This window comes from Bythopirellula superficialaquae, assembly GCF_059632245.1.
In genome coordinates, this window is the sequence record NZ_CP197426.1 from 896930 (window position 1) to 917100 (window position 20171).

Annotated in this window: 17 protein-coding genes and 1 tRNA gene; 8 read left to right on the top strand and 10 right to left on the bottom strand. The window is 55.0% G+C overall.

What is annotated here, in order from left to right; genetic code table 11:
• Window positions 1-47 precede the first annotated feature (47 nt).
• Window positions 48-1136, top strand: coding sequence for a DUF1559 family PulG-like putative transporter (locus SH678x_RS03720; RefSeq protein WP_496921540.1), 1089 nt, complete (start codon window positions 48-50; stop codon window positions 1134-1136).
• 33 nt (window positions 1137-1169) lie between these two features.
• The gene (locus SH678x_RS03725; protein WP_496921541.1) at window positions 1170-1625 is read left to right on the top strand and encodes a hypothetical protein; all 456 of its coding nucleotides are present in this window, start codon (window positions 1170-1172) and stop codon (window positions 1623-1625) included.
• A 142-nt stretch (window positions 1626-1767) separates the two neighbouring features.
• On the opposite strand, the gene SH678x_RS03730 is transcribed toward SH678x_RS03725, so the two are convergent.
• Window positions 1768-2070, bottom strand: a complete 303-nt coding sequence (locus tag SH678x_RS03730) for a hypothetical protein (protein WP_496921542.1) — start codon at window positions 2068-2070, stop codon at window positions 1768-1770.
• A gap of 120 nt (window positions 2071-2190) precedes the next feature.
• A tRNA-Pro gene (locus tag SH678x_RS03735) sits at window positions 2191-2264 on the bottom strand.
• A gap of 305 nt (window positions 2265-2569) precedes the next feature.
• On the opposite strand from SH678x_RS03735, the gene SH678x_RS03740 reads away from it, so the two are divergent.
• The 3 genes from SH678x_RS03740 (at window position 2570) to SH678x_RS03750 (ending at window position 6132) form a co-directional block, all read left to right on the top strand.
• A complete protein-coding gene (locus SH678x_RS03740) occupies window positions 2570-4429 on the top strand; it encodes a sigma 54-interacting transcriptional regulator (protein WP_496921543.1) in 1860 nt (619 codons plus the stop codon).
• An 18-nt stretch (window positions 4430-4447) separates the two neighbouring features.
• Window positions 4448-5734: a phenylacetate--CoA ligase family protein gene (locus SH678x_RS03745; RefSeq protein ID WP_496921544.1), complete on the top strand. Its 1287-nt coding sequence runs from the start codon at window positions 4448-4450 to the stop codon at window positions 5732-5734.
• Between the two features lie 83 nt (window positions 5735-5817).
• Entirely contained in the window at window positions 5818-6132 is a 315-nt protein-coding gene (locus SH678x_RS03750) for a DUF971 domain-containing protein (RefSeq protein ID WP_496921545.1), read from the top strand.
• A gap of 43 nt (window positions 6133-6175) precedes the next feature.
• On the opposite strand, the gene SH678x_RS03755 is transcribed toward SH678x_RS03750, so the two are convergent.
• The 7 genes from SH678x_RS03755 to SH678x_RS03785 form a co-directional block, all read right to left on the bottom strand.
• Window positions 6176-7954 (bottom strand): DUF4340 domain-containing protein, encoded by a 1779-nt coding sequence (locus tag SH678x_RS03755; RefSeq protein WP_496921546.1) that lies wholly within the window; start codon window positions 7952-7954, stop codon window positions 6176-6178.
• Window positions 7955-8043: 89 nt separating this feature from the next.
• Complete coding sequence (locus tag SH678x_RS03760) at window positions 8044-10872, bottom strand: Gldg family protein (protein WP_496921547.1); 2829 nt, start codon at window positions 10870-10872, stop codon at window positions 8044-8046.
• Between the two features lie 64 nt (window positions 10873-10936).
• Entirely contained in the window at window positions 10937-11704 is a 768-nt protein-coding gene (locus SH678x_RS03765) for an ABC transporter ATP-binding protein (protein WP_496921548.1), read from the bottom strand.
• Window positions 11705-12038: 334 nt separating this feature from the next.
• Window positions 12039-13652 (bottom strand): L-aspartate oxidase, encoded by a 1614-nt coding sequence (gene nadB, locus SH678x_RS03770; RefSeq protein WP_496921549.1) that lies wholly within the window; start codon window positions 13650-13652, stop codon window positions 12039-12041.
• 7 nt (window positions 13653-13659) lie between these two features.
• Complete coding sequence (locus tag SH678x_RS03775) at window positions 13660-14049, bottom strand: type II toxin-antitoxin system VapC family toxin (RefSeq protein ID WP_496921550.1); 390 nt, start codon at window positions 14047-14049, stop codon at window positions 13660-13662.
• Complete coding sequence (locus SH678x_RS03780; protein ID WP_496921551.1) at window positions 14046-14261, bottom strand: hypothetical protein; 216 nt, start codon at window positions 14259-14261, stop codon at window positions 14046-14048. The genes SH678x_RS03775 and SH678x_RS03780 overlap by 4 nt, the downstream gene beginning before the upstream one ends.
• Before the next feature lie 74 nt (window positions 14262-14335).
• The gene (locus SH678x_RS03785) at window positions 14336-17881 is read right to left on the bottom strand and encodes a putative sodium/potassium/calcium exchanger (protein WP_496921552.1); all 3546 of its coding nucleotides are present in this window, start codon (window positions 17879-17881) and stop codon (window positions 14336-14338) included.
• A gap of 126 nt (window positions 17882-18007) precedes the next feature.
• Between SH678x_RS03785 and lpxK the strand changes: the two genes are divergently transcribed.
• From lpxK to SH678x_RS03800, 3 genes are read left to right on the top strand one after another with little or no spacing between them, the layout of a single operon-like run.
• Entirely contained in the window at window positions 18008-19072 is a 1065-nt protein-coding gene (lpxK, locus tag SH678x_RS03790; protein WP_496921553.1) for a tetraacyldisaccharide 4'-kinase, read from the top strand.
• A 43-nt stretch (window positions 19073-19115) separates the two neighbouring features.
• Window positions 19116-19397 (top strand): type II toxin-antitoxin system RelE/ParE family toxin, encoded by a 282-nt coding sequence (locus SH678x_RS03795; protein WP_496921554.1) that lies wholly within the window; start codon window positions 19116-19118, stop codon window positions 19395-19397.
• 9 nt (window positions 19398-19406) lie between these two features.
• Window positions 19407-19715: a HigA family addiction module antitoxin gene (locus SH678x_RS03800; RefSeq protein ID WP_496921555.1), complete on the top strand. Its 309-nt coding sequence runs from the start codon at window positions 19407-19409 to the stop codon at window positions 19713-19715.
• Here the strand turns inward: SH678x_RS03800 and SH678x_RS03805 are convergent, their stop codons facing one another.
• Entirely contained in the window at window positions 19716-20063 is a 348-nt protein-coding gene (locus tag SH678x_RS03805; RefSeq protein WP_496921556.1) for a hypothetical protein, read from the bottom strand.
• Between the last annotated feature and the right edge of the window lie 108 nt (window positions 20064-20171).

The following is a 20171-nucleotide window of genomic DNA, read 5'->3' on the forward strand; positions in this document are numbered from 1 at the left end:
TCATCTCTCCTCGACTTCGGATGAGTCGAGAAAACAGGACTTTATTCATGCGGAACAAAATTACTAAGCCACGTGTCGCCTTTACACTTGTCGAGCTCTTAGTTGTGATTGCGATCATTGGGGTTCTGGTAGCGCTTTTGCTTCCAGCTATTCAAGCGGCGCGAGAGGCAGCGCGCCGTACTCAGTGCACAAACAATCTCAAGCAGTTGGGACTTTCCGTCCTAAACTATGAATCAAGCCGAAAGCAGCTTCCGGCGGGGCATCGCATGACCAAGATTGGTAACAACATTGATTCCTTGGGAAGCTGGGTGACTCAGGTTCTGCCATTTCTAGAAGAGGCGGCACTCTTTAGCCGTATCGACCAGGATCAATTGTTTTTTGACCAGACGATTGATCTTGGCAAAGGAGAGTTTGAGAAAACACATCATATCTTTTTGCCTTCCATGGAGTGTCCCTCTGATCCAGCAGGATCGGGTGTGACCCTTGGTCTTATCAACGACCACTACGGAGCCCGTGGCAACTACGTAGCAAACGCTGGATGGTCGGACCCTGGACCAGGTTTCGAGAACTGTGGGATTTGGATGAATGATCCTAATTGGGAACAAATTGGCCCCAATGGTGCGGGACACCCCAGTTGTCGGAATGGGGTGCAGTATCCAGCAAATGGTCGCCCCATCAAGTCTGCATTGGCAGGTTACGGACCATTCAGGGTAAATCGTGGATTGGAATTAAAGGAAGTCGTGGACGGTACAACAAATACGGTCGGTTTTAGCGAAGTACTCAAGATTGCCGGAGAGGACATGCGTGGTTGTTTGCATTGGGGCGGTGGTTCGTTGTATCTGCACTCTGAACCACCAAATAGCAACTACCAAGACCTCTCTCGTTTTTGTGCGGTGGATGCAAGTGATCCCTACGCACCCTGTGATGACTCAGCTCAAGGCTGGACTGGGGCACATAAGTTGGCCGCTAGAAGCGGACACTCAGGTGGGGTTAATATTGTGATGATCGATGGGAGCACTCACTTCGTCTCGGACGACGTTGACTCCCTCTCACATGGACAAGATAAGCCACTCGTTTGGCAGTCACTTTCAACATTTAGCGGAGAAGAATTAGTCAGCACCGCCGATGCGTTCTAAATTGTCTTACCACATTAGTGTTGAAGTTGAATTATGATGAACCCAACCAGTTTGTCGCTTGTCGATTCCCAAGTTTGTTTCAATCGTATCTCATTGAGGCTCATTTGCTTAATTTTAATTCCGGTTGGTGGTTGTAGCGACGTTAATCATGCGGTAAGTGGCAAGGTTCTCTACGATGATCAACCAGTCGCCGACGGCCGGATTGCATTACGACCAAAAGAAAAATCTACTAGTTCGAGAACTTTGCAAGCTGTGATTTCTGACGGAGTGTTCAGCTTTTCTGGTTCTCAAAAGGTAGCACCTGGTATCTACGATATTGTGATCACCGGCCGACGGAAGTCGGGTCAATCAATTCCGGCAGAAGAAGGTTCTGGGGAAATAATCGACCGATACGAACAATATTTGCCCGCAAGATATAATACCCATACCGAGTTGATCATTGAGGTTGATGGTGACAAGTCAGATCTAATCTTCGAATTAACCCCTTGACCAGCCTCAAAGAATTCTGTCATTCGACAAATGTTTGTGGACATTTGCTCAGTCCTATGATAGGAAATCCGACTTTAAATTTCTGTACGTCGAGTTTCCGAGTGAGTATGCGCAGCCAAGTATTCGCTATTTAATATAGTGCTTACACCGACGGCAGGTTATTATTGTCAGGTATTGACTCAACCAATTGGTCCTTTTGGTAGTGGCCCTTTGCGAACTTGAAATAGCATGCACACAGTTCGACAACGGTAAGTTCGTCTCTTGAACACTTAAGCAGATTGCGTCCTGCTGCAAGCCATTCGCCCAGCAGTCGATCGTATTCGAGCTTGCTGGCTTTCGTACCGTGCGGGCCGAGATAGAAGTCGCGACCATTAAGAGTGACGACGGCTTGGCCGCTCGCGCGATGCTTACGATACTTCGGCAGATGATTGTTCGACCAAGGCATGATGCGGTTCTCCTCGAAAATCCAAAAACGGTAGGTACCGTTTTTGAAGCTTGGGAAAAGCCGCACTGACGAACGCCGTCAGGTAACAGAAATGCTTATTTCGGCAGGGTTTAGAGTAAGTCGGGCTGACAAGATTTGAACTTGCGGCCTCTGCGTCCCGAACGCAGCGCTCTACCAGGCTGAGCTACAGCCCGCAGGAATGAACCTCGCGGGTTCCGACAATCTCGCAAGTGTATCAGAGAAAATTCGCCGTCACAAGAACATGGATTCTTACCACGAAGGCACAAAGGACTCCAAGGGGATTTCTAGCTCAGGATATCGTTGTAGGTGCAGTTGACGCATTTATTAGTCATTTCGCTCATTTTTTGCATCTATGCGTAGTGCCCTTCGTGACATTGTGGTTCTAAGAATAAGCGGCTGAGTCCCGTCATGCCTATTTTCCAAAATGCGTGCCGTTCGTTACGATACAGCGTAGCAATTTTCCGCTTCGTCCTTCGCTGTGCTTGCATTCTTGTACGCTTATCTCACCATCAAAACGGGCAATCGTGCGGGCACCAATTTTACCTTGGACCCCGCTCGCGATACGCTCCTGGGCCGCGGCACGGATTGCCATATCACCGTCCCCGATCCCATGTGCTCGCGGGTGCATGCGATCATCAGCTACGAAGACGACGGCTGGGTGGTCCGCGATCAGCAAAGCCGCAACGGCACACTCGTGAACGGTCAGAAGATCGATCAGCAGGCGACCTTGGGCGATGGGCATTCATTGCAAATCGGTTCGTATGCGTTTGACTTTCATCTGACGAATGAACCCGCCACCGCCGATACCGACGACGTGAGCCTCACGCAAACCATCGTGCAGGATATGCCGATCGCTGTGCAACAAACGAATCAAGAAGTATTGGCCGCGCTCCCCACCCCGGAGCAGGTCCAAGAGCTCGTGTTGCTCTATCAACTGAGCATTCACTTGCTGGGTTGCGACGATCCCGAGATGGTGATTCAAATCGCTCTCAGTTTGTTGCGGGAACGAACCAAGGCGGCGGTCGTGGGGTTCTTGTGGGTCGACGACGACGATCAGTTGAGGCCTAAGCATGTGATTCCCAAAGAAGCGGTCGATTCGGTGCGGCTGAGTAAATCGCTCACTGAGCTTGTGATGCGGCAAGGTCACGCGATTTGGGTCGCCAATCAATCTGCTGGAACATCGGCCAAAAGTAGTGTGACGTTTGCCGACGCCGTGTGTGCTCCACTGGTCCAAAAAGGCCCCGACGGCGAACGCCGCACGATTGGTGCGATTCATGTTTACCTGCGCGATGGGCGGTTTCGCCAATCCGATTTCGATTTTGTGATCGCGGTGGCAAATTTGGCGACGATTTCGCTCGTGCGGGCGCGCACCGCCGTGAGCATGAAGAATGACTATCAACGCCTCAAAAGCGCGTCGCCGGGTTACGACGAGTTGATCGGCGACAGCCGTCCGATGCTCGAACTCAAGAATAAAATCAAGCGAGTCAGCGCTGCGTCGGGCTGCGTGTTGATTCGTGGCGAAAGCGGGGCAGGCAAAGAATTGGTGGCCCGCGCGATTCACCGTTCCAGCCATCGCGCGGACCGTCCGATGATCTCGGTCAACTGCGCGGCAATTCCCCACGACTTGATGGAAAGCCAACTCTTCGGGCATAAGGCGGGTTCGTTCACCGGTGCCGACCGCGATCACATTGGCTATTTCCAGCAATGCGATTTGGGCACACTGTTCTTGGACGAAATTGGTGAACTTTCACTCGAAGGACAAGCCAAGCTGCTACGCATACTCGAAGGGCATCCGTTCTTGCCAGTCGGTTCTACGCAGGAAGTGCAAGTCGACGTGCGTGTGCTGGCCGCCACGAATCAAGACTTACAAACTTACGTCCGCGAGCGCAAATTTCGCGAAGATTTATATTATCGCCTCAGCGTGTTTGAACTGTTCATCCCGCCGCTGCGTGAGCGTGGTGAAGATATCGACTTGCTCGTGAACTTCTTCTTGGATCACTACCGCAAACAGCGCGGACGACCCCAGCTGGAACTCTCGGAGCCTGCCCGCGCACGGCTGTTGGAATATCGTTGGCCGGGCAATGTGCGACAATTGCGGAACGTGATCGACAGCGCGGTCGTGCTGGCCGAAGACGATGGGATTCGCCCGCGTGATTTGGGCCTTCGCGATGGTGGCAGCGAGGACCTCGACACGTTGGAAATCGACCGCTGGGAAAAGAAACTGATCGTGGAAGCGCTTAAGCGCAGCGACGGCAATGTGCCTGAAGCCGCGAAGCTGCTGAACATTGGCCGGGCCACGTTGTACCGCAAAATCGAGATCTACAACATTCAGCGTTGATCGCGCCCGTATGATTCCATGCATGATGACTTTGCCGAACGCCGTCGCCTTCAGAATCTTAGCCGCGCGGAACTCGCGGAATATCAACTGCAACGATTGAATACGTTGCTTGCCAAGATCCTGCCAGCTAACGATTTTTACGCCGCCAAGCTGGCAAATATCCCGCGCGAGTTCACGGCCCTTGAGCAACTCGCTGAGTTGCCACTCACTCATAAAGACGAACTGACGGCCGCAGTCGCATCGCCGCTGGCTGCTACCAATCTCACTTGGCCGTTGGAAAAGTATGTACGTTACCATCAAACTTCGGGGACGCACGGCCGGCCATTCCCTGTACTTGATACTGCCGAGGATTGGCAGTGGTGGATCAATTGCTGGCAATTTGTGCTTGATGCCGCGGGGGTGACCTCCGCGGATCGGGCGATGTTGGCCTTTTCGTTCGGACCGTTTATCGGATTTTGGAGCGCGCACGACGCACTTGTCGCACGCGGTGCGATGGTAATTCCCGGCGGTGGAACAAGCACGCTCGGTCGCTTGGACTTGTTGCAACGGACCGGGGCGACGGTGCTTCTGTGTACGCCGACCTATGCGCTGCATCTGGCCGAGGTGGCCGCGGAACACAAAATCGATCTCCCCGCGCACTGTGCAATCGAGAAAATCATCGTTGCTGGCGAGGCAGGGGGCTCAATCCCCGCCACGCGCGCTCGCATCGAATCGGCTTGGCAAGCGCAAGTGACCGATCATAGCGGAGCGAGCGAAGTGGGTGCCTGGGGCTTCGGCGATGCGGCGGCGAGTGGACTGCACGTTATCGAAAGTGAATTCATTGCCGAGTTTCTTTCGGTCGACACGGGAGAGCCAGCCCAAGAAGGGGAACTCGCACAGCTTGTGCTTACCTCGCTGGGGCGCTACGGCATGCCGGTGATTCGCTATCGCACGGGCGATTTGGTTCGCCCCGTTTGGTCGGCAACCGGCGAGAGCCGTTTCGTTTTGCTCAAAGGGGGAGTGCTGGGCCGTGCCGACGATATGCTCGTTGTGCGTGGGGTGAATATCTTTCCCAGTTCGATCGAACAGATCATGCATAGCTTTCCCGAGGTCGTGGAATATCGATTCACGGTCCGCAAACGTGGCGCGATGGACGAAATGCTCGTCGAAGTGGAAGATCATCTCCAGCAGCCAACCCGTATTGCCGAGGAACTGGAATTGCGGCTCGGCCTAAAAGTCGACGTGCAACTCGCACCACTCACATCGCTGCCACGCTACGAAGGAAAGGGCAAACGGTTTGTCGATCAACGACAAGTCGTAGAATAGCGGAAGATCATAAATCGAGACTCATATAATAGCCGCCACGCGCTAGCGTCCGGTTTCTGATGCCGAGCAGGAGAGGGATCACAGTGAATTTTCAACCAAGCCAACTAAGTCTCATCGCCCCCGATCGCTTACAGATCGTCTGGAGCGACAGTCAAACGCGACAATATTCCGTACGCGAACTGCGGAACAATTGCCCGTGCGCGACGTGTTTGGAGAAACGGAGCGCAGAACCCGAGCCGATGGCGCTCCCCATTTTGCGTGCCGAGGAAACACAGCCTTTGCGGATCACCAAAATGGAACCGCTGGGGCACTATGCGTACAGCATCGAGTTCAGCGACGGCCACGATACGGGGCTCTTCACGCTCGAATTGCTGCGCGAGTTGGGCACGGTTAGTTGAAACTGTAGCCGACCTCTTTGAGGTCGGAGTTTTTGGCGCCATTTCACTGAGCCGGCGGCTTCGCAAATGGCATATTCGGCATGCCGGGAATCCCCGTCGCGGCGGCTTCACCGGCGGGCTTCTCGCCCTTCTTGTGCAGGATTTTTTCCAGACCCAAGTGAACCTGCTGATACACGTCATTGGAAATGACGTAATACCAATCGCCAAAGCGTTCGTTCAGCTCGGCGACTTTCTCCTTGCCTGCCTTGATCTTGGCGTTGTATTCGTCCATGCGGCGTTGGTTTTCTTGTTCGATTTCCTTGCGCGCGGCGATGATGTCTTCGAGTTCCTTTTGCTTGGCTTGCTCTTCGGCATCATCAGGTTCCGCTTCTTCGCCTTCAGCGGCATCGGCTTCAGTCTCAGTCGATTCGGCTTCACCAGCAGTTGGCTCGCTGTTCTCAGTGGTTTCAGCTTCCGGCTTCTCCGCGTCCGCGGTTGCCTCGGCAGGTGCAGCTTCGTCGGTGGTTTCAGCACTCTCGGCCGGAGTTTCTTCACTCGCCTCGGCGGGTGTTTCTTCTGCAGGGGCGTCGGCTGGCAGTGCCGGCAACTCTTCCAGCTCTGGCTTTTCGATCATGTTTTCATTGAAACGGGCCATCACAAACATATAGCGATTGACGCTATCGTTGGATTTCTTATCGGCGGTTTCAGGTTGACCTTCCACTTCCTCCGACGGCTTGTCGGTGCCTTGGCTATCGACCTGCAAATTGCCAAACCGCAGCACGTATTCCACACCATCCTTGAGCGAGCAAATCACTTCGCCTTCCGACGACAGAATGTCTTCCTGCTTGGTTTCTTCATTCGTCATGGGAGCAAAACCGCGATTCATCAAGTCTTCGGCGGCTTCGGCGTCTTTGGCAAAGTCGGAGCCCGCCTTAAGGTCGGCGCTCAAACCGGCTGGCTTGCGCTCGACGTCGACAATCTTCAAATCATCTAGCCCGTCGCGCAGTGCGTTAAGAACTTCCTCGTTGAGTTCTTCGCCATCGGGGATTGGGAAATCGACATACTTCTTCGAGGCCTTGTCGAACTTTTTAAGCGATTTTGCGCTCCACTTGGCATCGACCTCGTCATAAGTGACAGCCATTTCGCCGCGGGGTTCCCAACGTGCTTGAATGCCGCCTGCTAACGGATTGAAAACCAGTTCAGCCGAATAGTCTTTGACATCGACCTGTTTGACGTCGAAGGGATTAATCGTGAGCAAATCCCCTTCGATCCAATCTTCAAACTTGGTCGTCAGAGCCTTGGGATCCATGTTCACGACGTAGACCACGTCTTTATCAGCGTCGCGGACATAGCGTTGCCCATCGGCATCTTTCACTTTCTTGCCGATGATCATGTCGGTCAGCACCGAATTGTCGATATCGTGCAGAGTGACCCGTGTGCCAACGCCTTGGGCTTGGGAGTTAAGCTTGCCCGTCGGATCAACCACGCCGAGTTTTTCATGCTCGGTGGGGCTCGTCGCGGCGATGCGCAGGATTTCGCGATCGATCAACGATGTCGCTGCCTCAGCCATTTGCTTGGTCGCGTCGGCAGGATAACCTTCTTTGGAAGGGATTCGCCAGAGACCGTTTTCTTCGGCGACTTCAAACTCGCGCGTCGATGCCGTGTCGGAGTCGAACTTGACGATCTTCATCCGCTTGGCATCACCCGCGTCGAAATCGTTCAGATGTTGCCCGATCAACTCGGTAGTATCAACGGTCTTGTCCGTCGGCACGACGAAAAAGGCGGCGATGAGCGCAAGGGCGCCGGCGGCCATGAAGGTCAAAGTTTTCGCCATTTCACTCATATTCGAAATCCCATCCCAATAGATTCGTAGAAACGAGTCACAGTTAAGCAAATCTCTGTGACCTCAGTGCACTCTGTGGAACGTAATTTTTAACGCAACCGTGTCTTGGCAATGCCTTCTTGTTCGGCCCCACGACGACGGAAGAATACGTACAACGCCAACAACAACGGCGGAATCGGCGGGATCAGAATCGCATAAAGCTTGTAGCGATCCTGCACGCCGCGGATTTCCTGGTCTGTGGCGTAGCTGATTTGTTTAACCCGGCGGTTGCGGTTGGCTTCAATCGACTCCATTTGTGCTTTCAAGCGTTCCGTCTCGCGCAGACGCACGACTTCTCGTTGCTGTTCGCGAGCCGTACGGCTCAAACCAGGAATCTTGTCGACTTCGGCCAGTTTTTCTTCAAACCGCTTTTGAGCTTGCTCGATTTCCGCCTGAATCTCGGCCACAAATTCTTTTTGTTGCTCTAAAGCATCGTCGCGATACTTTTTGGTCGCTTCGTCAATCTTGGCCAGCGTGCGATGCTCGCGGGTCCGTTTGCGAATGCCGATAAAGCGGTCATCGCCCGCCAACGAGTCGATGATATTCAAGATGAACGTCACATTCTGCGTGGCGGTGAGCAATTCCCCGTCGCCGCTTTGGCGAATCGAGAAGAAGTCAGGAATAATCCAGTCGATGTCGTTGACGATCACCGCGCTGATCCTGCGTTCCTTGATTTCGCTCGTATCGATGTCGTCCTCTTCGGCCTTGGGTTTGGCGGCGTCATCATCTTTTGCGTCAGCAGCCTTTTCCTCTGTGGCTGGTTTCGCTTCGTCGGTTGAATCCTTCTTTTCGTCCGCTTTCTCCTTGGGCGATGTCACGCCAGCCAACAAGAGATCGTCGTCGGTGACCGTGCCGTTCACTTGAGCCCCCAGAATATAGGAAGTCTTGGTGAGCTGACGGCTAAAGATTTCATTGTTGGGCCGTCCTCGTTGCAAAGCGGCCGTGTCGACCGTTCCAGAATTGCCGCTGCCCGTGACGATCAATTGATCGAAATCGAGCTTCGAGCCTTCGGCCTTCGTGACCGAACCGGGATAGATTAGCAGCAACTGATTGAGACCCGAAGTGATGGGGTTCTCGATGTTGAAGGGTTCCTTCGCGCCGTTGCCGGCATCGATGAACACCCATTGCGGATCGACATAGGGCGTAAGGTTCTTCTCGGGCAGATAATCCTGCCAAATAACTTGCGTGGGGTCGATCGTCACACCTAGCACACGCCACAGTTGATTGATATCACCCTTAGGAATCGTGCCCCCGCCGCCGAACATCCCCATCATTCCCATGTTGGGTTGCATACGTGGCTCGGCCGTTCCTGGCACGTCCTGCGGATAGAAGTAGGGGAAGGGATCTTCCAAAACCGCGATTGGTGTGCCTTCGCGCACCGCATCCACAAGGTGATCCATCTGCTCGGGCCCCAACATCGATGGCTGAATCGCTAGCAGGACGTCGTACTTACCTTTGAGCGGTTGAGTCAAATCGATGCCGCGATCGTCGACGTCGTATTGCTTCCGCAATTCGGTAATCAACGGCCACTCGCGCGTCCGATCAGCCGAGGGATTCAAGAAGGGAATGCCCGTGTCGATGATGCCCAGCTTGAGCATCTTATCCTGGGTGACGGTCGAAATCGAACGCACCAGTTCGTATTCAACAGGAATGCCTTTGTCGAAAAACGGAATCACAACTTTGCCGAGCCCCGAGGTAATCGCCGCCCCCAGAAAGATCGATTCCTGGGTGCGTTCCCGGCCGTTGGTCACGATCACGTCGCGGGGGGTGATGCCGTAGGTTTGCTCGGCATGCACCGCTTCGGGGCCGTAGTTCTCGACTACATGCTCAGTAACGCGAATCTTGTTGTTGCTCAAAGCTTGCAATTCAGCCAGCGTAGAGAGCAAGTTGATTTTGTAGGGGGCGTATTCGGTAGGGACCTGTGGGCTCACATACGTGTCGATGTAGATCGTCTTTGCATCGGGATCATCACGCAGCTTTTCGAGCAGCGTCAACGTATCGTCCGAAAGCGAACTCAATTGAGCGCTGCTGATATCGGCACGTACCGAATTGCGATTGTTCGCGATTTGCGTCACCCCAATCGCCACGGCCAGCAGGGCAATCGCGCGGACGATGTAGTGGCTCACTTGCGAGTTGCCCTCTTCCTGCGAACTCCAGTGCCGGCGGCCGATCAACACCATGCAAATATAAAGCATCACCACGGTAAGCATCACAAAGTAGGTGATGCCGCCGAGGCTGATGACGCCGCGCTCGAAGTCGCGGAAACGCTCGAGCGCGCTCCATTGCCGCACGGTTTGGGCAACTGCCGGATTCTTGATGAACCAATCGGCCACACCGAACATCGCGAGCGGCATGTTGAACAAAGTGCCCAGGATAAAACCAACCGTCAGATTGTGCGTCAAAAACGAAGCGACCATGCCAATGGCAATCATCGCTAGGCCGATGAACCAGTAGCCGATATAGGTGCTAATAAACAAGCCGCCGTCGGGGTCGCCCAGTCCCCACTTGAACACCAAAAAGATTGAGAATGCCGAGAACAGCAGCGACACCGTGAAGATTGCCACGCCAGCCAAATATTTACCGAGCACGACGTCCAAGTCGCTCGCCGGTGAGGTGAGCAGCAGTTCATCGGTCCCTTGCCGTCGTTCTTCCGCCCAAATGCTCATCGTGATCGCCGGAATGAACACCAGCATGATGAATGGCAGCCAACGGCTGAGTTGATCGAGATTGGCCAAGTTGCCCGAGAAAAACTCCGGCGGCCAGAACGTGGCCAGCGAGCTCAGGACGACGAAAACGCAAATAAACGCGTAGCCCGTGGGATTGGAAAAGTAGCTCACGAAATCGCGTTTGAAAATCGATTTAAGAACGTGCCATTGCATAACGGTCGGTTTCCTGTTCACTCACTTAAAAGCTGTTGGTTTGACAATTCATAAACGAGTGGTCTTATACGGCGCTCGTGAGAGCGTGGAATTTTTCGTCGAGGTTGCGCTCTTCGCGAGCCAAATCGTGCGGCGTGCCATCGAACACCAAACGGCCTTCGTTGATGAAGACCACGCGGTTGCACATCGCTTCGACTTCTTGCAGGATGTGCGTCGAAAGCAAAATCGTTTTGGTTTGGCCCAACTCGCGGATCATCTTGCGCACTTCTCGAATCTGATTGGGATCGAGGCCCGCGGTCGGTTCGTCGAGAATCAACACGTCGGGATCGTGCAGGATCGCTTGGGCCATGCCGACGCGCTGGCGATAGCCTTTCGACAACTTGTCGATCGGTTTGCCGATCACGGCTTCGAGCCGGCAGGTCTTGATCACCGTGTTAATCCGCTGCTCCAGCAAGCTGGGACTCATGCCGCGAATCTCGCCGAAGAACGTGAGCAAGCTCCGCGGCGTCATGTCGGGATAAAGCGGACCATTTTCCGGAAGATAACCCAAATGCTGGGCTCCCTTCAGTCGGTCGGTGGCCATGTTGTAGCCGGCAATCTTGGCAACTCCTTCCGAGGGTGCCAAATAGCCGGTGAGCAGCTTCATGGTCGTGCTTTTGCCCGCACCGTTGGGTCCGAGGAACGCGGCGACTTCACCCTTGTTGATTGCGAATGTCACGTCGCGCGAGGCGGCAAAGCTGCCGTAGAATTTTGATAGGCCCAGGGCCTCGATCATCGGCTCGGCCGCCAGGGCCGCACCGGAGGAAGCGGGCGTTGCTAATGTATCTGTCATCGAGATCTCACGATTCGTGGTGACGCTTACAGTGTTAGGAAAGCAAATCGTAACGCGTGTTGTCTAAGGAAGGCATCAGCCGGACGAATGTCCAGCGCCCAGGCTACAGGAATGAAACGTTCAGGTGGCTGGTCGAGCTAGGCCCGCCAACACCAAGTCTCATCAGGACAGGCACTTGCGGCACGAGCCGCGTTGGCCCGTAGGGAGTCCCGCCTCGCCGCAAGAAACGTAGAAGTTAACCCGTCAGCGGGCGATCTGTCCATACCGAACCCCTCTACCGACGCTACGGGCGGAGCAGACTGAGGGTTCGTTGACCTCAGAAAAAAGCGAGAAATCAGGCCTTTGTACTTGTGACGGCAAGATGCCGCCGCCAGGCCGCGCCGCCAGATTCCGGAAAATCGCTCCGCAAATGCACACCCCGCGATTCCTCGCGTGCGAGCGCCGATTGGATCATCACTCGGGCCACGGTGAGCATGTTTTGGAGTTCCCACCCCTCGGGCTCGGCGAACTGACGCGATAGGGCGTAGTGGCACCACTGATCGACTGTCTTGGCCGCCTCGGCCAGTTGCTTGCCGTCGCGAATCACTCCCACGGCCCGCCACATGAGGCTCTTGAGTGAGTTGCGAATGTCCAGCAGATCGAGCGGTTCACCGCTTGGTTCGAGACTCAGATTTTCCAGTGGAAGTGCTTGATAGGAATCGGGCATTTCGAGTGCTGCCGTTGACGCGGCATTGCCGGCGCGGGCTCCATAGACCAAACCTTCGAGCAAACTGTTGGACGCCAAGCGATTTGCGCCGTGCAGGCCGCTGCTGGTGACTTCGCCGGAAGCCAGCAACCCGGGAAGCGTCGTCTGGCCATTGCTGTCCACCGTCACGCCGCCGATCATGTAATGCGCACCGGGCCGCACAGGAATCCGATCGCGCGTGATGTCGAGTCCAAACTCTGCGCAGCTTTTGGCAATGCCGGGGAACCGCTTGAGGGCATGCGCCGGGTCGAGCGGACTCAAATCCAGATAAACACACGGGTGGTGTGTCTCGCTCATGCGGTCGGCAATGGACTGACTCACAATGTCGCGGGGAGCCAATTCCGCGCGGGGGTCATAGCTCGGCATGAAGCGCTCACCGTTGGCATCGACGAGGATGGCTCCTTCGCCACGGATCGCTTCAGTGATCAGCGTGCGACTACTGCCCGCGATGTACAGCACGGTCGGGTGGAATTGCATGAATTCCATGTCGCGTAGTTCCGCGCCCGCGCGATAAGCAATCGCATGACCGTCGCCGGTGGCCACGGGTGGGTTCGTGGTTTCACGATAAATCTGCCCCACGCCCCCCGTGCAAAGAATCGTTTGCTTAGCCCAGACAAACGTGCGGCCATGATCCTTATTCCAAACAAGCGCCCCACGGCAACGGCCTTCGTGTGTTAGCAAATCAATCGTGAACGTATCGGGCCAGATTTGCGCTTTAAGGACATCGCGCGCCCGGGTGATCATGGCTCGCATGATTTCCTTACCCGTGGCATCGCCCAAGGCATGCACGATGCGGTGATGGCTGTGCCCTCCTTCGCGGCCGAGCAACAGATCGCCATCTTCTTCGTGATCAAAAACGGTGCCCCATTCGATAAGTTGGCGAATGTGCCCGGGAGCTTCACGGACCACCATTTCGACGATCTCGCGATCGCACAGATCGGCACCAGCTGTGAGCGTGTCAGCAACGTGATCTTCGAAGCGATCCTCGGGCGCGAGTACGCCCGCAATGCCCCCCTGAGCATAGGTGCTGTTAGATTCGCTCAAACGATCTTTGGTGACGACCAACGTCGAGAGCCGCGAGTCGATGGCCATCGTGGCCCGCATCCCGGCAATCCCCCCACCGATCACGAGAACGTCGACAAAGTGATGCGGAATCCGCTTGGGATTGAAGGCGACAAGATAGCGAGGGATAAGCGGTGTCATAAATTAACTAAAGCGTGTTCACGCCCACATAGTTGAGAATTCTTGAATCCATCGTAGCGAGTGGACAATCAAATGTCCGCGCAGTGGCAACAATTAATTGATCCGCAGGGTCTTTGTGGAACTCGCCTGGGAGTTGCGTCGACTCAATGACAATTTGTGGCGTCAAATCTAAAAGGATTATGCCAGGATAACCGAGGGCACGTGCAAACCACTCTGCAAGAGGTATCGGCAACGTGAGGCGGCCGAGCGAGTGAAGTTTTGCCACTTCCCAAAGCGATATGGCCGACAATCCAAGTCCATTCGATTCGTTGGTTTGAATGAGTCGCTTTAATTCGCTATTCAATCGAGAATCATCATGTACCCACCAAACCCAGATATGAGTATCTAGGACAATCACGACATGGACTCCCAGTCAGTTTCGCACGTTGGCAAGAAAGGCTCAACATAGGTGACCGGAGTATTGCGGAGCGAATAGGCTGAGCCGTTGCTTGATTGGGGCAGTGTGGGAAAAACGATGACTTCGACGGATTCACCCACCGAAAAGGGGAGGGCATCGATATGCAGGCCACCATCGTTACTAATGGTCGTTTTGATATGATGAGTATTCATGGCAGCGCTATCTGAAATCGCCAATTGAGATCACAATACTACAATAGCTTAATCGAACTTAAAGACGCCGAGATTCATTTTTCCTGTTCTTCGGGGACCGTTGCCGTCCCCTTCATATACGCCCGTACCTGATCGGCATATTCTATGGGTGTGCGTCCCCGATAGGAGTCTTGCAGCTCACGGAGTTTTTCTTTGATCGCTTGAGACTTGAAGCCGGTCCGGCGATCGGGATTCAATCCCAAGCTGCGCAGGGCCTTATCGAGTTCCTGTTCTGTATCTTCGTTGGGATTAGCCTCGGCTTCGGCCTTGAGGTTTTTCCAGCGTTCGACAAACTCGCGCAATTCTTCTTCGGTCCAACCCAGCTTGTCGAGCAGGTCTTTATCGACCTCTTTCTTCTTGAGTTGATCATCCAAGCGATCCAGCACCAAATCGGTTTGCTTTTTAGCGTAATCGAGATTCGCCGCATCGCCTGGTTCCGTGTCGCTACTGGGCGGTGGAGCCATTTCGTTGCTGCCTGTGCCGCCGCCGCTGGGGATTCCTCCACCAGGGGCACCCGTTGCTTGGGAATTGTTTTGACCTTCTTGAGGGTTTGGATTCTGTGCAGGTTCACCTTCAGGGGGCTGCTCGCCATCTTGGCCGGGACCGCTTTGACTTTGCTCGCCCCCAGGTTGGTTGCCCCCTTGCTCGTTCGACTCCTTGCTTCCTTGGCCCGGTTTGTTTTCTTCGCTCGATTCGCCCGTGGGGCTATCTGCCTCGGACTGCTGACCAGGATTTGAAGATGTCTCACCAGCGCCCTGTTCGGAGGCTTGACCGCCCCCGTCATCTGCCGCGGTATTTTCACCGGCCGTGCCAGTTCCCTCAGCGTCGGCTTGTTGGCCAGCGCCTTCTTGTCCTCCGCCGGAGCGATCGCCACCATTCGCGCCCGACGAATCCGATTCCTTTTGACTATTGGATTGGCCGGGGGCTTCTTGATCGTTCATTTCTGCATCGGGTTTGCCTTCATCGCTTTTATCGCTGGGCTTACGCTCGCCATCGGTGTCCATCGAGCCTTCGTTCTCGCCAGGATTGTTTCCAGCGCCTTGCTCACCTTGCTCTGTCGACATTTTTCCGCCGGGAGCTTCTTGCTTCTCGCCTTCGTCACCTTGCTCGGCATCGCTGCGTTGCTGTTCACGCTGTTCGTTCGGTTGTCCTTCAGCGCCGGAGCCTTCCGACTTCTCGCCTTCTTGGTTGCCGTCGATTCCCTGATCTTGGTTTTGACCTTCCGTGCCGCCGCTTTGCTGTTGATCTTCGGGCGAACCCTGGCCATCTCCTTCACGAGATTGCGTTTCATTACCCGCGTCGTTCTGTTCCGATTGGTTTTGGTTTTCACTCGCTTGGGCCGGATCGGTCGAGCCGCTTTCCTCGGGCGATTCGCCGTCGGAGGATTGTCCCTGGCCTTGAGACTTTTGTTCTTGCTCAGCAAAGTGTTCGCTCATGCGCTCAAAGGCTTCACCATCACTATCACCTTCGGCAGAAACTTTCCCTTGTTCGCCACTTTGGCCTTGGGATTGATCCCCCCCTTGGCCGTTGGGATCACCTTGTTGCTCACCCCCTTGGTTTTCGCCGCCACCTTCTCCCTCGGAGGATTGCGCGTCACCTTGTTGCTGGCCTTCTTGTTGATCAGAGCCTTGATTGTCTCCGCCCGATGAAGACGAATTGCCACCGGCACCTTGCGATTCTTGCGAATCGGAATTTTCGCCTTCGTTCGATCCGCCTCCTTCTCCGGCTTGGCCTTCTTGTTCGCCCTGGGATTCTCCTTCACCCCCTTGTTGGCCGGCCTCACCTTCGCCTTCTTGTTGCTCGCCCCCTTCACCGGCCCCGCCCCCCGCTTGGCCTTCCCCTTGTTCGCCGCTTTCTCCTTCGCCACTCTCGCCCGCTTCGCCTTGCTCGCCGGCTTGGCCTTCGCCCTGTTGCTCGCCTTGTCCTTGTTGCCCGAAGTCGGGAGGACCCAGCACGCGGATCTTTAATTTGTCCGTCTTTGCGATATTGGGCTCGGGTTGTCGATTGTCGATCGCCGTCGCCCAATACTCCACGATATCGCCCGGCTTGAGATTGAATTCCTGCGGCGTCGCCGTCATGCGACCGACATACTTGCCCGAGTGTTCTTGCTTGAGCAGATCGCGGCTCATGACTTGTTGCCCCTCAACTTCGCCCAAAATGACGACGTTGGACAACATAAAGTCGGGATCGCGCGCTTCGACCTCCACCGTGAAAGGCATGTCGACCGGTACGTCGAGTTGCTCGACCAGTTGGCCTTCATCATTCGCGGGAGCCAGGATGCGAACTTCCGGGGCGTGATCGGGCGTGACGGCGATATTGTATTTCGGCGGCAGCGTGCTCGTACGACCTTTTGTCGTTTTGTATTGCAACGTGTAGCTGTCGTATTCCGGCGTGCGGCGATCTTCTTTTAGCGCAAGCGTGAACTGTGCGTTCGCCTTATCTCCTTTGGACGACATCGGCAGGTCATTACGCCCATCGGCATTGAAATCGACGTTGGCCGTGGCGATGTCTTGGTTAGCAAGCGCATAGACCGTCACCTTCGTCCCTTCGAGCGCGCTGACGTCGCCCGTTCCTTCCACTTCCCGTGGAGATAGGTCGGTGTAGGAGGGATACTGATAGCGGATTTTCTCAACCACCAATGTCGGTCGCGCAAAGACCGTGACCTTGTACTTTTGCGATTTGGCGTCACCCGCTTCGATCCAATATTCCAAGTCTTGTTGCACGCCACTGTTTTCGCCGGTCGAGAACCGATCGGGTATCAAGCCGCGAAATTGGGAACCCCCCTCTGAAGCACTGAGTAGCACATTGCGATCCACGGCCTGCTTGTCGAGCGTCGAGTAATAGACCCGAACCGCTTCATCATGGCGGAGCCCTTGCAGCTTGGCGGTGATTTCCAAATGCTCGCCGCGCGCGATTTCCGTGTTGCCCGGCGTGACTTCGAGAATCTCCACTCGGCTGGGGGCCGCGGTATTCGACCACGGCATCAAAACCCGTTCCATCGACGAAGTAAGATTCTTCGGCGAGAACACGCGATACAGTGCGCAAATCGCCACAACCGCGACCAGCACATAACCGAGCCGCAGCAAGGCCGTACGGTCGACGACCGTATCAAGCGAAACTTCCGACAGACGTTGAGCCGCTTGCTGTTCGATGGCTTGGTAAACTTTTTGTGAAAGCTGCTGCCGACGACTCCGCAGCAGCAAGAAATTGAGCAAACTGTTTTTGAGCGAGGGCGTACTCCGCTCGATGAGTTGCGCTGCGTAGGCTGGATTGATGGGCCGTGAAAACAACGGCCAAAAGGTTCGCCAACTGTACCACCCGATCCCGGCGAGCATCACACAAAACAGGATCAAGCGAGTCGGCCCGTTCCAGCCGCCGGGGACCACCCAATGCTCAAGCACCGACATAACGAGCAGATACAACATCACGCCAATCACGAGCGTGAGCATCCCCGAGCAGAAGTCGACGAATTTGAGTGTCCGGCGTGTTTGCCGGATTTGCTCGTCGACCAGCAACTCTTCAGCGCGTGGACCGGTGACGAATGGGGGAGGGGAGGGCGGTGGTTGAATGACGCTGGCCATGCCTCCATTATAGAAGTCCCGCCGCGTTGGTCAGGTCACCGGCAGAGTTTTTCAGGGAAGCTGGGGTAGTGAACCAGCCCAATTTTCCGGAAAATGCGGCCTAACTCAATTTTTAGAGAAGAATGCATGCTCTCTCCCACTGAATTTCGCGAGCTTGTGAGCGGTCGACGCACGGGTGCCAAGGCCATTGCCATGCGGACGGCCCTGCGCATCGCCGAAGTGCCGTACACGTTGGCGATGCGTTATCGCAACCGACGCTACGCTAGTGGCAAGGCGGAAACTCATAATGCGGGCGTGCCAGTAGTGAGCGTCGGGAATCTCACACTGGGGGGAACGGGCAAGACACCGTTTGTCGAGTGGATCGCTCGTCACTTACGTGCCGAGGACATTCGCGTGGCCATCGTCAGCCGTGGCTACGGTGCTGAGGCAGGGGGTTACAACGACGAGGCGCTGGAATTGGAACTCGCGCTGCCGGATGTTCCCCACGTGCAGAACCCCGACCGAGTGGCCGCGGCCCAAGTGGCGGTTGAAGAACTCGAAATGCAAATCATCTTGCTCGACGACGGCTTTCAGCATCGTCGGTTGCAACGCGACTTGGACATTGTGCTGCTCGACGCCACGGAACCGTTCGGGTTCGAGCACGTATTCCCCCGCGGAACGTTGCGCGAGCCGCTTACCGGCTTAGCGCGAGCTGACGCTGTGGTTCTCAGCCGAGCCGATATGCTCGCTCCCAGCGAACGGGAAAAGATCCGCCAGCGTGTGGCGAAACTTGCCCCTCAAGCCACTTGGTGCGAAGTGGAACATCGCGTGGCCGCGCTTTTGAATAGCGCAGGTCAACAGGTCGACACCAATATCTTATCCGGCAAGCGAGTCGCGGCATTTTGTGGAATTGGCAACCCCACCGGTTTTCGGCACACGGTCGGGACGTTAGGCTGCGAAGTCGTGGCCTGGCGCGAGTTTCCCGATCACCACAACTACACCCGCGACGACGTCACCTCCTTGAGCCAATGGAGCCAACAAGCCGACATCGTGGTTTGCACACGCAAGGATCTCGTCAAGCTGCGCGTGCCGACATTGGGAAGCATTCCGCTCTGGGCCGTGGGGATCGAGATCGGTTTTCTGAGCGGCGAAGAAGAGATCTGCGAGCAGTTAGCTAGCGTTTATAGAGAGTGTGTCTCCGGCGAATCTTAATGGTATTTGACAATGATAACGCCATGCGTTACTATTGATTGGTATGATCCAAAGCTTTCGCGACCGAGCTACTGAGAGCATTTTTCGTCGTGAGCGTGTCAAAGGCATTTCGCAGGAAGTACAACGCGCGGCTTTAAGAAAGCTCCTGATTATCAACGCTGCCGAATCATTAGATGATTTAAGAGTTCCGCCCGGTAATCGATTAGAAAAATTATTAGGGAATCGGAAGGGCCAATACAGTATTCGTGTTAACGATCAATGGCGTATTTGCTTTGCTTGGTCGTCAGGCGATGCGTATGAAGTTGAGATTGCTGATTATCACTAAAGGTCGATTATGGCTGTCAAGAAAATAACACCGATTCATCCAGGCGAGATTTTGCTGCTGGAATTTCTCGAGCCGCTTGGGATTAGTCAGTATCGTCTTTCCAAGGATATCAATGTTTCCCCGCGACGAATCAATGAGATTGTCAAAGGCATAAGAGCCATCACGGCGAACACCGCTTTGCGCTTGGCTCGCTATTTTGGTACCTCAGACCAGTTCTGGCTCAATTTGCAGACGCATTTTGAACTAGAAACTGAACGGGACCGACTTGGAGATTCATTGCAGCAGGAAGTTCATGTGCTTGCTGCTGATCAACAGTAATTACTTCGCCGGGATGACCACAATGTTGTTCACTAGTCGTTCGTCGACCAAGAGTTCCATTGCCACGTGCTGTGCGAGTTGCTTCGTATAGTACGATCCACACGAGCCAGCAAGAACCACGAACTTGTCGGTCGCTGACACGCGGAGTTGGCGTACCCGACCCGGCAACTGCGATTCGAGTTCCTCGCGCACGCGCTGGGCCGTTTCTTGCCCGATCAACTCCGACCGCAGATGTTCGTGTGAATTCTGGAGCGAAGAGATTCCCGCCGCGTAGCTGGCCTCGACTTCCAACAGGGTGAGTCGGTTCGCCAATTCGCTGGCTAGGCCGCGACGGACTAAAGCTTTCATCCTCGTCCCTCCGTGAAAAGTGTGTGGGCGAGTCCCTCCCACGCATGCGCAATCTAATCCTCCTGGCGTTGCGCGGTCAACATGAACAACGGCACGAGCGTGAAAGTT